This window comes from Devosia lucknowensis (assembly GCF_900177655.1).
In the GTDB taxonomy this organism is placed as follows: domain Bacteria; phylum Pseudomonadota; class Alphaproteobacteria; order Rhizobiales; family Devosiaceae; genus Devosia; species Devosia lucknowensis.
On record NZ_FXWK01000001.1, the window covers coordinates 426,058 to 440,383 of the forward strand.

General features: G+C 61.2%; 14 protein-coding genes. 7 read left to right on the forward strand and 7 right to left on the reverse strand.

The features are described from left to right. Nucleotides 1-119 precede the first annotated feature (119 nt). The 3 genes from CCK88_RS02005 to CCK88_RS02015 are packed head-to-tail and all read right to left on the reverse strand — an operon-like array spanning nt 120 to nt 2,984. Nucleotides 120-317: a heavy-metal-associated domain-containing protein gene (locus CCK88_RS02005; protein ID WP_086468870.1), complete on the reverse strand. Its 198-nt coding sequence runs from the start codon at nt 315-317 to the stop codon at nt 120-122. Nucleotide 318: 1 nt separating this feature from the next. After that, nucleotides 319-726 (reverse strand): Cu(I)-responsive transcriptional regulator, encoded by a 408-nt coding sequence (gene cueR, locus CCK88_RS02010; RefSeq protein WP_086468871.1) that lies wholly within the window; start codon nt 724-726, stop codon nt 319-321. Then, nucleotides 723-2,984 carry a heavy metal translocating P-type ATPase gene (locus CCK88_RS02015; protein WP_086470767.1) on the reverse strand — a complete coding sequence of 754 codons (2,262 nt, stop codon included), beginning with the start codon at nt 2,982-2,984 and terminating at the stop codon, nt 723-725. Before CCK88_RS02015 ends, cueR begins: the two co-directional genes overlap by 4 nt. Before the next feature lie 369 nt (nt 2,985-3,353). Between CCK88_RS02015 and CCK88_RS02020 the strand changes: the two genes are divergently transcribed. Then, the gene (locus CCK88_RS02020) at nt 3,354-3,500 is read left to right on the forward strand and encodes a DUF1127 domain-containing protein (protein WP_086468872.1); all 147 of its coding nucleotides are present in this window, start codon (nt 3,354-3,356) and stop codon (nt 3,498-3,500) included. Nucleotides 3,501-3,607: 107 nt separating this feature from the next. Here the strand turns inward: CCK88_RS02020 and CCK88_RS02025 are convergent, their stop codons facing one another. From CCK88_RS02025 to CCK88_RS02040, 4 genes are all read right to left on the reverse strand, one after another. After that, nucleotides 3,608-3,958, reverse strand: coding sequence for a hypothetical protein (locus tag CCK88_RS02025; RefSeq protein ID WP_086468873.1), 351 nt, complete (start codon nt 3,956-3,958; stop codon nt 3,608-3,610). A 135-nt stretch (nt 3,959-4,093) separates the two neighbouring features. Further along, nucleotides 4,094-4,567, reverse strand: coding sequence for a Cys-tRNA(Pro) deacylase (gene ybaK / locus CCK88_RS02030; protein WP_086468874.1), 474 nt, complete (start codon nt 4,565-4,567; stop codon nt 4,094-4,096). A gap of 161 nt (nt 4,568-4,728) precedes the next feature. Continuing rightward, entirely contained in the window at nt 4,729-6,018 is a 1,290-nt protein-coding gene (rhaI, locus tag CCK88_RS02035) for an L-rhamnose catabolism isomerase (protein WP_086468875.1), read from the reverse strand. Nucleotides 6,019-6,184: 166 nt separating this feature from the next. Next, nucleotides 6,185-8,281, reverse strand: a complete 2,097-nt coding sequence (locus tag CCK88_RS02040) for a bifunctional rhamnulose-1-phosphate aldolase/short-chain dehydrogenase (protein ID WP_086468876.1) — start codon at nt 8,279-8,281, stop codon at nt 6,185-6,187. Nucleotides 8,282-8,461: 180 nt separating this feature from the next. Between CCK88_RS02040 and CCK88_RS02045 the strand changes: the two genes are divergently transcribed. The 6 genes from CCK88_RS02045 (at nt 8,462) to rhaM (ending at nt 14,280) form a co-directional block, all read left to right on the forward strand. Further along, nucleotides 8,462-9,262, forward strand: a complete 801-nt coding sequence (locus CCK88_RS02045; RefSeq protein WP_086468877.1) for a DeoR/GlpR family DNA-binding transcription regulator — start codon at nt 8,462-8,464, stop codon at nt 9,260-9,262. Nucleotides 9,263-9,302: 40 nt separating this feature from the next. Next, the gene (gene rhaS / locus CCK88_RS02050) at nt 9,303-10,289 is read left to right on the forward strand and encodes a rhamnose ABC transporter substrate-binding protein (RefSeq protein WP_086468878.1); all 987 of its coding nucleotides are present in this window, start codon (nt 9,303-9,305) and stop codon (nt 10,287-10,289) included. A 178-nt stretch (nt 10,290-10,467) separates the two neighbouring features. Next, on the forward strand, nt 10,468-11,973 hold the full coding sequence (locus CCK88_RS02055) for a sugar ABC transporter ATP-binding protein (protein ID WP_086468879.1): 1,506 nt from the start codon (nt 10,468-10,470) through the stop codon (nt 11,971-11,973). Further along, nucleotides 11,970-12,950, forward strand: a complete 981-nt coding sequence (locus CCK88_RS02060; RefSeq protein ID WP_086468880.1) for an ABC transporter permease — start codon at nt 11,970-11,972, stop codon at nt 12,948-12,950. The genes CCK88_RS02055 and CCK88_RS02060 overlap by 4 nt, the downstream gene beginning before the upstream one ends. After that, on the forward strand, nt 12,947-13,951 hold the full coding sequence (locus tag CCK88_RS02065; RefSeq protein ID WP_086468881.1) for an ABC transporter permease: 1,005 nt from the start codon (nt 12,947-12,949) through the stop codon (nt 13,949-13,951). The genes CCK88_RS02060 and CCK88_RS02065 overlap by 4 nt, the downstream gene beginning before the upstream one ends. Then, entirely contained in the window at nt 13,948-14,280 is a 333-nt protein-coding gene (gene rhaM / locus CCK88_RS02070) for an L-rhamnose mutarotase (RefSeq protein ID WP_086468882.1), read from the forward strand. Before CCK88_RS02065 ends, rhaM begins: the two co-directional genes overlap by 4 nt. Nucleotides 14,281-14,326: the final 46 nt, after the last annotated feature.

Sequence of the window (14,326 nt, forward strand, 5' to 3'; positions counted from 1 at the left end):
AATTTTGAGCGCTGACAACTTGTCGCAGGAACGACAGGCGGACTGACGCATTTCCTGTGTGAGCTCCGGGCGACGCCCGCCTAGTCTTTGGCGCCGCTGGAGCTCACCAGATTTCCCTGTCACGTTTCCGGCGTATAACCCGCCTCGCGAATGGCATCTTCGCCGCGCGCCCGGTCGCCGGTAAAGCTGACCTCGTGCTTCTCCAGATCGATCCGCACATCGGCTCCCGGCAATGCGTCCTCCAGCGCATCACGTATCGTGCTGGCGCAGTGGTTGCAGGTCATGTCGTTGACGATGAACGTGCTCTTGTCGGTCATTTCAGTGTCCTTTCGGGCCGGCCTCGCCGGCCAGGTCATCGAGAATGGGGCAATCCGGGCGGCTGTCGCCAGCGCAGCAATGGACGAGATGCTTGAGCGTCCGGACCATGCCCTGAAGGTCGGCAATCTTGGTTTCCAGCGCCTCAATATGGCCCGATGCGATGGTCCTGACTTCGGCGCTGGCGCGTGATCGATCTTGCCAGAGGCCGAGCAGTGTCGACGTTTCCTCGACGGAGAAGCCGAGGGTGCGGGCGCGTCGGATGAAGCGCAGGACGTGCACCTCGTCGGGCCCGTAGACGCGGTAGTTGCTGTCGGTTCGCAACGGAGGGGTGATCAGCCCGATCTGTTCGTAATAGCGGATCATCTTGGCTGAAACGCCAGAGCTGCGGGATGCCTCGCCGATATTCATGGGCGTTCCTCCTTGATGGCGCGCAGGCGCTGCGCATTGCCCACGACGAACACCGAGCTCAGGGCCATGGCTCCCGCCCCCAGCATGGGCGAAAGCAAAATTCCGAAGCTGGGGTAGAGGATGCCCGCTGCCACGGGAATCAGCAGGGCATTGTATCCGAAGGCCCAGAACAGGTTTTCGCGGATGTTGCGCATGGTCGCCCGGCTCATGGTGATGGCGTTGAGGACGCCCTTGAGATCGCCGCCGAGCAGGACCACGTCGGCACTCTCGATGGCGACATCTGTTCCCGAACCCACCGCGATGCCGATATCGGCTTCGGCCAGGGCAGGGGCGTCGTTGATGCCGTCGCCGACATAGGCCACGGTGCCGTGGTCGGCGTGGAGCGACCGGAGGGCCTCGACCTTGCCGGCCGGCAGCACCTCGGCGCGGACCTCGTCGATGCCCAGTTGTGCGGCAATGGCGCGCGCCGTGATGGCGTTGTCGCCAGAGATCATGGCAGTTTTGATACCCCTGGCGTGGAGAGCGGCGATGACGGCCTTGCTCGTGGGCCTGACAGGATCGGCCACGACGATTGCGGCTGCCAATCTGTCATCGATGGCGGCGTATACGACGGTCTTTCCCTCGCCGGCCAAACGGTCGATCGCGTCGGAGAAATCGGAGAAGTCGAGATGTCCGAGGTGCCGTCGGGATCCGACGGAGACCAGGCGCCCATCGACCCGGGCCGAAACGCCGGTCCCAGGATTGGAGGAGAATTCCGTGACGGTGCCGAGCTTGAGGCCAGCCCGCTCCGCAGCGGCGACGATCGCATGCGCGACAGGGTGTTCAGATCGGCTTTCAACAGAGGCCACCAGGAAAAGGACTTCGTCGTGGGTGAAGTCATCGTCGAGGATCAGGTCCGTCATCGCCGGTTTGCCCTGTGTCAGCGTTCCGGTCTTGTCGAAGGCGACGACACGGGCCTTCTGAAGCTGCTGCAGGCCTTCGCCCTTGCGGAACAGCACCCCCAGCTGCGCCGCTCGCCCCGTGCCGACCATGATCGACATGGGTGTGGCGAGACCCATCGCGCAGGGACAGGCGATGATCAGCACGGCAACCGCATTGACCAGTGCGTAGTTGGACGACGGCTCTGGTCCCCACAGGCCCCAGATCAGCGCAGTCAGCACCGCAATGACGATGATAACAGGCACGAAAACCGCCGTGATACGATCAACCATCGCCTGGATCGGCAGTTTGCCCGCCTGAGCATCTTCGACCATACGGATGATATGGGCCAGCATCGTGTCGGCCCCGACCTTGGTGGCGCGGAAGCTGAAGCTGCCCGATGTGTTGAGCGTGCCGCCAATCACCGTTGCGCCGACTGATTTCGAGACGGGAAGCGGTTCGCCCGAAATCATCGACTCGTCGACGTGACTGGTCCCTGACACCACTTCGCCGTCGACGGCGATCTTTTCACCCGGACGGACGATGATGATGTCTCCGGTGCGAACCTGTTCGATAGGCAGTTCGGCTGCCTCGCCATCGCGCTGGACGCGAGCTGTTCTGGCCTGGTGCTGCACCAGACGGCTGATAGCCTCCCCTGTGCGTCCCTTCGCGATTGCTTCAAGCCAACGCCCGACCAAGATCAGCGTTACGATGACGGCCGCGGCCTCGAAATATACGTAGCCGGTGCCGGGCGGCACGAAGCCTGGCCAGAAGGTGACCAGTGTCGAATAGGTCCAGGCCGAGCCGGCGCCCAGGGCGACGAGAGAATTCATCTCCGGCGCGCCGCGCAGCAGGGCGGGGACGCCTGCTTTGAAGAAGCGACGGCCGGGCACGAACAGCACAAATGTCGCCAGCAGGAAGTAGCCGATATAGAGCACATCCATCGAGACGACGGACATGAGCCACATGTGGAAGGGCATGTAGAGATGGCCGGTCATCTCGATGAGAAAGAGGGGCAGGGTCGGTATCGCCGCGATGACGACGGCCCGCCGGAGAACAGCGGCGTCTTCGTCGTGGTGGTGCCCAGGGTCATGCGCGGGCGCATCTGCTTGGCGTGTGCGGGCGGTGTAGCCGACCTTCTCGACCGCTTTGAGCAATGCCTCGACATCGCCGCCTGAGACGGTAGCACGCTCGGTCGCCAGGTTGACCGAGACAGTCTCTACCCCAGGCACCTTGAGCAGAGCCTTTTCCACGCGATTGACGCAGGAGGCGCAACTCATTCCCGTGATATCGATCGATACCGGGCTGGCTTTGGCGTTCTGGCGGACGTGTTCATTCATGATCTTCACCTCGTCCGCACCTACATAGGCCTTCCCATGGTGGTAAGGTCAAGAGGTGCTGTGGCGGGGCCAGCGTGACGCCGGAGTGGTGGTCAGCGTCACCACTTGCGCATGGCTGTTGACCAGATGGTCAAAAAACTCCTAATCGGCCCACGGCTCGCCGTTTGGTGAAATAGCCTATTATAAACAGTAGCTTGTCGATCTGCCGCGTGTGCGAACAAGACATTCCCAGCACGATCCCACCTATCCGTTCAGCAACGACATGCCTCTTTCGTTTGCATTCAGTGCATAACGGATGTGCAGCAAGGCTATCTACTAATCACGACTAGGGTCGTCTAGATAAGGGTCATCAAACGAAGGGGAACCGAAATGAACATCGCCAAGAAGATTTCTGACTTTGCCAAGTACCAGCGCACCCTGCGCGAGCTGAACAGCCTCGACGCTCGTCAGCTGAACGACCTGGGCATCACCAAGGGTGATATCCGCTCGATCGCACGCGGTACCTACGTCGCCTAACCAGCGACGACTGCGCAGCCCGCGGGAAGCGCAATCAAGACTATCCGACGAAGGCGTCCAGCAGGGCGCCTTTTGCCGTTTCTGGCTTCGATATCCGGGGTCGCCGGCTATTCGGTGATCGTGAGCGTCATCGAGCCATAGGCAGGAACGTTGACCCGCTTGTAGCCTTCGACTCCGGCCCACTCGCCGCCGCCCACGTCCCAGCAACCGGCGGACACCGTGAAGCTCCGGGCGCCACCCTGAGGAATATAGTCACCGGCTTCCAGCCGGTTGAAGCCGTAGCTCATGGCGCTGCATTCGGACATGACAATGGCATCCAGATTGCCATAGGTCGCGTTGACGATCGTGAGCGTTCCCGTGGCCGTTCCGGGCCGCACCAGGTCGCCGCCCGTGAGCGTGTCGCATCCCGCCGCAGCCAAAGCGACAAGCGCGATGGCGGACAAACCAATCGTTTTCATGAAATCCCCCTGCCTTGCGGCAATGGCGATGATAACGTTTCATTAACAACTTGCAAGAGAGCGCGTCTTGCTTGTCGTAGCAGGTAAAGTCCGCTCGCTTTATTGCATGATGACCGCTTGGCCCCCCCGTGCGCGCTATCGCACGAGATCGGCCGTCACGCAGTTCAACGCAGCCACGAGGTCGTTCGGCGCGATGCGAATTTGCAATCCCCGCTGGCCGCCGTTGAGGTAGATGGCGTCATATAGGCTTGCCAGCTCATCGAGCGCTGTCGGCACCAGCTTCCGCTGCCCCAACGGACTGATGCCGCCGACCTTGTAGCCTGTCAGGCGCTCAGCGTCCGCCGGTTTCATCATCTGTGCTGACTTTCCACCGAGGGCTGCCGCGAGCTTCTTCATATTCACCTCCTCGTCGGAGGGCACGATGGCGCAGACCGGCTTTCCGTCGAGTTCAGCCATCAGCGTCTTGAACACTTCGGACGGCGACACGCCCATTGCCTCGGCCGCCTGCAACCCGACGCGCTCGGCGCCCGGGTCATATTCATAGGTGGTGATGGTATAGGCGATGCCGGCTTTGGCGAGCGCCTGCGTGGCGGGCGTGGTCTTGGACATGCATCGAGTTTAGGGGCGGGTTTTGCGAAGGCAAGACCCCCACCTAGCCTCCCCCTGAAGAAGGGGGAGGGACCTGCCGGTGATTGGTCGAAAATCGAGTTCAAACTCGATAGGTTCCTCCCCCTTCTTCAGGGGGAGGCTGGGTGGGGGCTTCTCTTGTCTCAGACGATCCCGCCCGAACCACCCTCCACAGCCGGACGCACTTCGGCGACCTTTGCGCGGTAGGCGCTGGCGCGGTAGGTGGCGAGGGGGTCGATGGCGCCGCCGGCTTCAAGTCGCGCGAGGGCCAGAATCGGCTCTACGTCGGTGCGGAAAGCGTGGCGCAACTGCTGGGTGGCGGTCAGGGCGTCATTGTCGGTCTGGGCGGCCTTAAGAGTCGCGCGATCGACGAGAAGTGCCTGGGCGTAGGACCGCTGCACGTCTGAAGCCGACAGCATCAGCGACTCGATCGGGTCGGTGACGTTGTGGCTCTGGTCTAGCATGTGGGCCGGGTGGAAGCTTGCGTCGCGGTTCTCGATATCGACGAGCTCGTTGAACACAAGGAACAGACGGTAGGGATCGACCGAGCCGGCGTCGAGATCGTCGTCGCCATATTTGGAATCGTTGAAGTGGAAGCCGCCGAGCTTGCCGAACTGGGCAAGGCGGGAGACGATCATTTCAATGTTCACGTTGGGGGCGTGGTGGCCGAGATCGACGAGGCAGAGGGCCTTGTCGCCCAATTCCTTGGCGATGATGTAGTTGGTGCCCCAATCCTGCACGACCGTCGAATAGAAAGCCGGCTCGTACATCTTGTGTTCGAAATAAACCTTCCAGTCATCCGGCAGGGCGGCATAGATCGCCTTGGCACTCTCGAGGTAGTTGGCGAACTGGTCGGCGAAATTGACCTGGCCAGGGAAGTTCGAACCGTCGCCGATCCAGATGGTCAGGGCCTTCGAGCCGATGGTCTTGCCGATCTCGATGCATTCCAGATTGTGCTCGATCGCCTGATCGCGGGTCGCCTTGTCATAGGCCGAGAGCGAGCCGAACTTGTAGCTCTGGATCTGGCCCTTGGCGTCCGAGAAGGTGTTCGAATTCATGGCGTCGAAGCCGAGGTTGAAGCGGCTGGCAGCCTGCTTCAGGCGGTTCGGATCGGCCTTGTCCCACGGAATGTGGAGCGAGATGGTCTTGGTCGCCTGGGTTAGCTGGGCGATTACGGCGCAATCTTCAATCTTGTCGAAGATGTCGCGTGGTTCGCCCTTACCCGGGAACTTGGCAAAGCGCGTGCCGCCAGTGCCGACGCCCCAGGAGGGAACGGCTACGGAGAACTTTGCCACCCTGGCTTTGATGGCGTCGATGGCGATGCCGCGGCGGTCGAGGCGTTCGCCGAGGGTTTCGTAGTCGCGGCGGAGATCGGCTTCGCGCCTGGTGTTGTCGGCGGCGACGATGGATGGGTCGATGATGTGTTCGGTCATTTTTTTGACTCCCTAAGAACCCCTCACCCGTCTCGGCCTTCGGCCGATCCACCCTCTCCCACAAGGGGCGAGGGGAGGACCGAGTTTGCCTCGCCCGCCGTGCCCCCTTCTCCCCTTGTGGGAGAAGGTGCCCGAAGGGCGGACGAGGGGGCTCTTCCCCTATTGCTTACCGCGGGAACGACTGGGCGTTGCCGGCGTCGACGTTGATGATGTTGCCGGTGGACTTGGCCGAGGCTTCCGAAGCGAAGAAGTAGATGGCTTCGGCGATGTCTTCCGGGAACACCGAGCGCTTCAGCATCGAGCGCTGGCGATACATCTCTTCAAGGCCGTCCTTGTCGGTCTTGTAGGTCGATGCGCGCTGCTCGAGCCATTCGCCGGCCCAGATTTTCGAGCCACGCAGTACGGCGTCCGGATTGACGACGTTGACGCGGATCTGTGCTTCCGCGCCTTCGAGGGCGAGGCAGCGGGCGAGGTGGATTTCGGCGGCCTTGGCGGTGCAATAGGCGGCAGCGTTGGGGGAAGCGGCAAGGCCGTTCTTGGAGGCGACGAAAACGACGTTGCCGCCGATCTTTTGGCTCCGGAAGAGACGGAAGGCTTCTCGGCTGACGAGGAAATAGCCCGTGGACAGGATGTCCATGTTCTTGTTCCAAAGCTCGAGCGTCGTGTCTTCGATCGGCGCCGAGGAGGCGAGGCCGGCATTGCTCACGAGGATGTCGAGGCCACCGAATTCCACCACGGCATGGGCGAAGCCGGCGAGGACCTGATCTTCCCTGGTGACGTTGATGTTCACCGGGCGGACGAAATCGGCGCCAAACACCTGGGACAGTTCGTCTGTGGCGCTGTCGAGGGCCGTCTGGTCGATGTCGGCGAGGACGACGCAGGCGCCTTCACGGAGGAGGCGGGCCGCAGTCGCCTTGCCGATGCCGCCAGCGCCGCCGGTGACGAGGGCAATCTTGCCAGCGAGGGATTTCGGCTTCGGCATGCGCTGGAGCTTTGCTTCTTCAAGCAGCCAATATTCGATGTCGAAGGCTTCCTGCTCGGGCAGGCCCTGATATTCCGAAACGGTCGAGGCGCCGCGCATCACGTTGATGGCGTTGACATAGAACTCGCCGGAAATGCGGGCGGTGGCCTTATCCTTGGCAAAGGTGATCATGCCGACGCCGGGGATCAGGTAGACGACGGCGTTCGGATCGCGGATGGCGGGCGAATTAGCGTGCTTGGAGCGCTCGTAATAGGCGGCATAGTCGGCACGGTAGTCGGCGATCTGCTGGTCGAGACCAGCAATGACGGCGTCGACATCCGGATTGGCCGGGTCGAAATCCACGACCAGCGGACGGATTTTCGTGCGGAGGAAATGGTCCGGGCACGAGGTGCCGAGGGCAGCGAGCGGGCGCAGGTTCTTCGAATTGACGAATTCGAGCACGGCAGCCGAGTCGTCGAAGTGGCCGAGCTTAAAACTGTCTTCGGAGATGAAACCGCGGATTTTTGGCATCAGCTTGGCCGCGACCGCGCGGCGGGCGTCGGCGTCAAGCGACTGGACGGCAACGCCGCCGAAGATGGTCTTGCCTTCAGTCTGACCTTCGAACCATTCGATCGCCTGGTTGATGATGCGGATCGTGGTCTCGTAGCAATCCTTGGGCGTGTTGCCCCAGGTGAAGAGACCGTGGGACTCGAGGATGACGCCTTCGGCGTTCGGGTTCTCGAGGCAGAACTTTTCAAGCCACAGGCCGAGTTCGAAGCCCGGCTTCTTCCACGGAAGCCAGCCGATGTTGTCGCCGAAGATCTGCTGGGTCAGTTCCTTGGAGTTCTTCGAGGCCGCAATAGCGATGATCGCATCCGGGTGCATGTGATCGACGTAAGGACGGTTCACATAGGCGTGGAGCGGCGTATCGATCGAGGACGCGCGTGGATTGAGGTTGAAAGTGGCGTGGGGGAGGTACCCCACCATCTCGTCTTCGAACTCGACGCCGCGATAGAGGCCCTTCAGGGCGCGCAGCTTGTCCATGTAGAGCGTGGCGAAGCCATCGAGCTTGATCGAGGCATTGTCGCCGCCCGAACCCTTCACCCACAGGACTTCGACCGTCTCGCCGGTCAGCGGGTCCTTCTGCATGATCTTGGAAGAGGTGTTGCCGCCGCCATAATTCGTCACGCGCTTATCGGAACCCAGCAGGTTCGAGCGATAGACAAGGCGCTCGGGCTCGGTCATCGCTGCGGCTTTGGCGTCGTCCCACTTGTTTTCAAGGCGCTTTGGCGCGGTTGACATGGAATTCCTCCGACGGATTGTGCACGTGACTGGCGCGGAAATGGGCACGGATAGAGCCGCACTGTCAATCACAAACAGTCACGTTCGATCGTGGATGAATGAAAATGATTGGTAATCGCAGATTGATGATTGACTCTGCCCGGAATTGATGGAAGCAAATGCATTCAGGGAGTATCAGCATTGCACGAAACGGAACGCCACCGCGTCATTCTAGCCGCCGCCCAGTCCCATCCCGTGGTGACCGTTGCGGAGCTATGCGAGATGACCGGGTCGTCTGAAGCGACGATACGCCGGGACATCGCGGCACTCGACGAGCACGGAAAGCTGCGCCGGGTACGGGGTGGAGCCGAAGCCATTAATCCGCCGGCTCAAGGTGGTCTGATGGGGCGACCTTTCTCTGTCAATGAAACAATCAATATCGGTCAGAAGCGCGCAATCGCCAGGGTCGCCGCGGAGATGTGCTCCGACGGCGAACCCATCATTATCAACGGCGGCACGACCACGTTCCAGATGGTGCATCACCTGACGGCCCGGCGCATGAGCGTCTTCACCAACAGTTTCGCCATCGCCGAATTCCTGATCCACAATTCGCGCAACTCTGTGGTCATCCCTGGCGGCACGGTCTATCGCGAGCAGAACGTCATTCTTTCGCCCTTCGGCGGCGTCGTGGCGAGCCACTTCTACGCGAAGCGGATGTTCATCGGTTGCCAGGGCATCGGATCCCACGGGCTGATGGAAGCCGACCCCATGGTCGTGCAGTCCGAACTGGCGCTGATCGGGCAGGCCGACGAACTAATCGTCCTGGCAGATTCCTCGAAATTTTCGGGACGCTCGAGCCTGATCCTGTGTGGGCTCGACCAAATATCCACCGTCATCACCGACGGAGGTATCCGTGACGAAGACCGGCAGATGCTGGAAACGGCGGGTGTCCGCCTCATCGTCGCAGACACAATGGCTCAGGCGGAACCGAACGCGGCCTGAGTTCAAAACCAAACATCATCAGAACCCTGGGAGGGACAAAATGAAACTCTGGAAACTGCTTGCTGCCACGGCAACCGCCGCTGTGCTGCTCGCGACCCCGGCAATGGCGCAGACGCGCATTGCGCTGGTGGTGAAGTCGCTTGGCAACGGCTTCTTCGATGCCGCCGCCAAGGGCGCCGAGGAAGCTGCTGGCGAGCTGGGCGATGTCGAGGTGATCTATACCGGCCCGACCGCCGCGACCGCGGAAGCACAGATCGAAGTGGTCAACTCGTTGATCGCCCAGCAGGTCGACGCCATTGCCATTTCCGCCAACGATCCGGACGCTCTGGTGCCGGTTCTGCAGCGCGCCATGGAGCGTGGCATCAAGGTCATCAGCTGGGATTCGGGCGTCGCTCCCGAAGGCCGCCAGCTTCACCTCAATCCTTCGGATGTGAACCTGATCGGCGAGACCATCATCAAGCTCGCTGCGGACTACCTGCCTGAAGGCGGCGACGTGGCCATTCTGTCGGCCGCTTCCACCGCCACCAATCAGAACGCCTGGATCGAGGCCGCCAAGGCTGTCCAGCCCGAGAAGTTCCCGAACATCAACATCGTCGCCACCGTCTACGGCGACGACGACTCGGTGAAGTCGACCGAAGAGGCTCGCGGGTTGATCGCAGCGTATCCGGATCTCAAGGCCATCATCGCCCCGACCACTGTCGGCGTCGTTGCCGCTGCCCAGGTCGTGACCGACCAGGACCTGATTGGCAAGATCAACGTCACCGGTCTCGCGCTGCCGTCCGAATTCAAGCAGTTCATCGACAATGGCGCATCGCAGGCCGTGGCGCTCTGGAACCCAATCGATCTGGGCTACTCGGCTGTCTACCTCGCCGAGGCTCTCGTCGATGGACAGGAGGCTGCACCCGGCGCCACGTTCTCGATCGGTCACGTCGGCGAAGTGACCCTCGATGATACCAACTCGGCCGCCATGGCTGCCCCCTTCCAGTTCGACAAGTCGAACATCGAAGAGTTCTCGAAAATCTATTGATCTGAGAGGTCGCCAAAGGCCCGGCGCCGTGGCGCCGGGCTGATGTTTTCCGTTCCTTCGTCACCACCGGGCTTGTCCCGGTGGTCCAGTGCCGCGGAGCCATCGCATGGATTGCCCGGACGAGCCGGGCAATGACGAGTGCGAATGGTACTGCGCCACGTTGTGAGCATTGCTGCCAATGACCGACCCCATCCTGACCCTTGCCGGCATATCCAAGAGCTTTCCGGGCGTGCGCGCGCTGCATGATGTTTCGCTGGAGCTTTATGCCGGCGAGGTCACTGCTTTGATCGGCGAAAACGGGGCCGGCAAGTCGACGCTGGTCAAGACGATGACCGGCATCTACCAGCCCGACGCGGGTGAAATCCGGGTGGGGGGCAGGGTCATTGCCTTGCCCACTGCGCATTCGGCGGCGGATGCAGGTATTACCGCCATCCACCAGGAAACGGTTCTGTTTGACGAGCTGAGCGTCGCTGAGAACATCTATCTCGGACACGCGCCGGTGAACCGGTTCGGCATGATCGACTGGAAGACCATGCGTCGCGAAGCCCAGCTGACACTCGACAGCATGGCCGCCGGTATTGACGCATCCATCCCGCTCAAGGAGCTCGGGATCGCCAAGAAGCATCTGGTGGCTGTTGCACGCGCGCTCAGCGTCGACGCGCAGGTCGTCATCATGGACGAGCCGACCGCAGCGCTGAGCCAGAAGGAAATCGAAGAACTCTACGTCCTCGTCGAACTTCTGAAGAAGGACGGAAAAGCCATTCTCTTCATCTCGCACAAGTTCGACGAAATCTACCGTATCGCTGACCGCTACACGGTGTTCCGCGACGGTGAGCAGGTGGGCAAGGGCTTCATCAAGGACACCCCACAGTCGGAAATCGTGCGCATGATGGTCGGGCGCTCGGTGGACCAGATTTTCCCAGCGCGCGTCGCAGATATCGGCGGGATGGTGCTTGAGGTTTCCGGCCTCAGCCACCCGACCGAATTCGACAATGTGTCGTTCTCGGTGAAGAAGGGCGAAATTCTTGGGTTTTACGGTCTCGTCGGCGCCGGTCGCTCGGAGGTGATGCAGGCTGTCTTCGGCATGACCAAACCCTCTCGCGGCACGATTGTGCTCGAAGGCAAGAGTGTTGCGCCACGATCGCCGGCCGATGCGGTGGACGCCGGGATCGTTTATGTGCCCGAGGAACGAGGCAAGCAGGGCGTTGTCACCGGTGAGCCGATCTTCAAGAACGTCTCGCTGCCCAGCCTGAAAAAGACCAGCCGCAACGGTTTCCTGCGTATGGCGGAAGAATTCAAGCTGGCCCGGACCTACACGGAGCGCCTGGACCTGCGCGCGTCCTCGCTGAGCCAGAACGTCTCGACCCTGTCGGGCGGCAACCAGCAGAAGGTGGTGATCGCCAAGTGGCTGGCGACGCTGCCCAAGGTGATCATTCTCGACGAGCCGACCAAGGGTATCGACATTGGCTCCAAGGCCGCGGTCCACGAATTCATGGGTGAACTCGTCGCCCAAGGTCTTTCGGTCATCATGGTCTCGTCCGAACTGCCCGAAGTGCTTGGCATGAGCGATCGCATCGTCGTGATGCGCGAAGGGCTTGTGGTCGACACGGTCGACAACACGAACCTGCAGCCAGAGACGCTGGTGCGTCTGGCCGCCGGGATCATCGAGGAGCAGGCAGCATGAACCGGCTCCTGAAATCCCGCGAACTCTGGCTGGCTCTGGCCATCCTCGCCGTGATTGTCCTCGTGACCATGCGCTTCCCGCGCTTTTCTCAGCCGAATAACCTGCTGACGATATTCAACGACACATCGATCCTGATGATGCTGGCATTGGGCCAGATGGCCGTCATCCTCACCCGATCGATCGATCTGTCCATGGCGTCCAATCTGGCTCTGACCGGAATGATCGTAGCGATGACAAATGCCGCGTTTCCGGGCGTTCCCATTCCATTGCTGATCGCTGGCTGCATTGTTGTCGGGGCGGCGCTGGGCGCATTCAATGGCATCCTGGTCTGGAAGCTCGACATCCCGCCTATCGTTGTAACACTCGGCACGCTCACCATTTTCCGCGGGCTTGTTTTCGTCATTTCGGGGGGCGCATGGGTGAATGCTGCCCAGATGAGCCAGGAGTTCATCCAGCTCCAGCGCGGCTCGTTCCTGGGCCTGCCGATCCTGTCGTGGTTCGCCATCGTCGTTGCGGCGCTGGTCTATGTGCTGATGACCCGTACCCGTTGGGGCAGGGCCTTCTACGCCATTGGCGTCAACCCGACAGCCGCGGTCTATACGGGCATCGATGTCGGCCGCACGAAGTTCCTGGCTTTCGTGCTTTCGGGGGCGATTTCGGGATTGGCAGGATACCTCTGGATTTCGCGCTACGTTATCGCCTCGGTGGAAGTCGCGAGCGGTTACGAGCTGACCATCATTGCGGCCTGCGTCATCGGCGGCGTCTCAATTGCCGGTGGTATCGGCACCGTGGGAGGCGCCATCCTGGGTGCGCTGTTCCTGGGCGTGGTAAACAATGCCCTGCCGGTTATCGGCGTCTCGCCGTTCTGGCAGATGGCCATTTCCGGAATGGCAATCCTGGTCGCCGTGATTCTCAACGCCCGTGGAGCAATCCGCAAGGGCCGCATCATTCTGAAGAAAGCCGAGGTGGCGGCATGACCGACACGACCGCAACCGGCCGCCGTCTGCCCGACCGGCTCAACAATCCGCTAAAGTCCACTGTACTGAGCTGGGAGAGCCTCCTGGTTCTCGTAGCCATCGCCATCTTCATCTTCAACGCCAGCGTTTCCCCCTATTTTCTGAACGCCTGGTCGCTGAGCGATATGACGTTCAACTTCACCGAGAAGGCGCTGATCGCACTTGCCATGGCACTGGTGATCATCACCGGCGAAATCGATCTGTCGGTGGCTTCGATCATTGCGCTCGCTTCGACGCTGATGGGCCTGGCGCTTAACGTGCTCGGGTTTCCGACGCCCATGCTTGTCTTGGTCGGCATCCTGACCGGCCTTGCTTGCGGGGCCTTCAATGGTTTCCTCGTCACCGGACTGAAACTGCCCTCCATCGTCGTTACCATCGGTACGATGAGCCTGTTCCGCGGCATCGCCTTCATTATCCTCGGCGACCAGAGTTATGGCGGCTATCCGCGCGATTTCGCCTGGTTCGGGCAGGGCTACGTGTGGTGGGTGATTTCGTTCGAGCTGGTGCTGTTCCTGATTGCCGCAGTGATCTTCTATGTTGTGCTGCACCGCACAAATTTTGGCCGTCGGATCTTCGCCATCGGCAACAATGCCACGGCGGCTGAATTTTCGGGCGTCCGCGTCGATCGGATCAAGTTCGTGCTGTTTTGTCTCACCGGTCTCATGAGTGGCGTCGCCGCTGTACTACTGACGGCGCGTCTGGGTTCGACACGCCCATCTATTGCGCAGGGCTTCGAGCTCGATGTCATCACCATGGTGGTGCTGGGCGGGGTGTCGATACTTGGCGGCGCCGGTTCGATCCTGGGCGTGGTGCTGGCTGCGCTGATTATCGGCCTCGTGACCTTCGGCCTCGGACTTCTCAACGTACCGGGCATCGTCATGTCGATCTTCACCGGCGCGCTGCTGATCGTGGTGATCGCACTGCCGATCCTGTGGAACATGTGGAAGGAGCGCCGGGCATGATTGTTGACGACGGCTATGAGAAGCACGCCTTCAAGATGCGGCTCAATCCCGGCATGGCGGCTGAATACAAAAAGCGCCATGACCAGATTTTCCCCGAGCTGGTCGACCAGTTGCACGCGGCCGGCGTGAAGGATTATTCCATCCATCTCGACGAAGAGACCAACACGCTGTTCGGTGTGCTGTGGCGGCGCGTTGACCACACGATGGGAGACCTGCCAAACACCGATGTGATGAAGCGCTGGTGGGCCCACATGGCCGACATCATGGCGACGAACGACAAGAACGAGCCTGTGTCGGTGGACCTGGCGCCGATGTTCTGGATGAAATAGTGGCCTTCGTTCTCCACTAACCCAACAATGACCTTCATTGGGGGCA

Coding starts and splice junctions, on each gene's coding strand:
- rhaM (WP_086468882.1), top strand. CDS start 13,948: ATGATTGTTGACGACGGCTATGAGAAGCACGCCTTCAAGATGCGGCTC.
- CCK88_RS02025 (WP_086468873.1), bottom strand. CDS start 3,958: ATGAAAACGATTGGTTTGTCCGCCATCGCGCTTGTCGCTTTGGCTGCG.
- CCK88_RS02060 (WP_086468880.1), top strand. CDS start 11,970: ATGAACCGGCTCCTGAAATCCCGCGAACTCTGGCTGGCTCTGGCCATC.
- CCK88_RS02040 (WP_086468876.1), bottom strand. CDS start 8,281: ATGTCAACCGCGCCAAAGCGCCTTGAAAACAAGTGGGACGACGCCAAA.
- CCK88_RS02065 (WP_086468881.1), top strand. CDS start 12,947: ATGACCGACACGACCGCAACCGGCCGCCGTCTGCCCGACCGGCTCAAC.
- CCK88_RS02015 (WP_086470767.1), bottom strand. CDS start 2,984: ATGAATGAACACGTCCGCCAGAACGCCAAAGCCAGCCCGGTATCGATC.
- rhaI (WP_086468875.1), bottom strand. CDS start 6,018: ATGACCGAACACATCATCGACCCATCCATCGTCGCCGCCGACAACACC.
- rhaS (WP_086468878.1), top strand. CDS start 9,303: ATGAAACTCTGGAAACTGCTTGCTGCCACGGCAACCGCCGCTGTGCTG.
- CCK88_RS02005 (WP_086468870.1), bottom strand. CDS start 317: ATGACCGACAAGAGCACGTTCATCGTCAACGACATGACCTGCAACCAC.
- CCK88_RS02020 (WP_086468872.1), top strand. CDS start 3,354: ATGAACATCGCCAAGAAGATTTCTGACTTTGCCAAGTACCAGCGCACC.
- ybaK (WP_086468874.1), bottom strand. CDS start 4,567: ATGTCCAAGACCACGCCCGCCACGCAGGCGCTCGCCAAAGCCGGCATC.
- CCK88_RS02055 (WP_086468879.1), top strand. CDS start 10,468: ATGACCGACCCCATCCTGACCCTTGCCGGCATATCCAAGAGCTTTCCG.
- cueR (WP_086468871.1), bottom strand. CDS start 726: ATGAATATCGGCGAGGCATCCCGCAGCTCTGGCGTTTCAGCCAAGATG.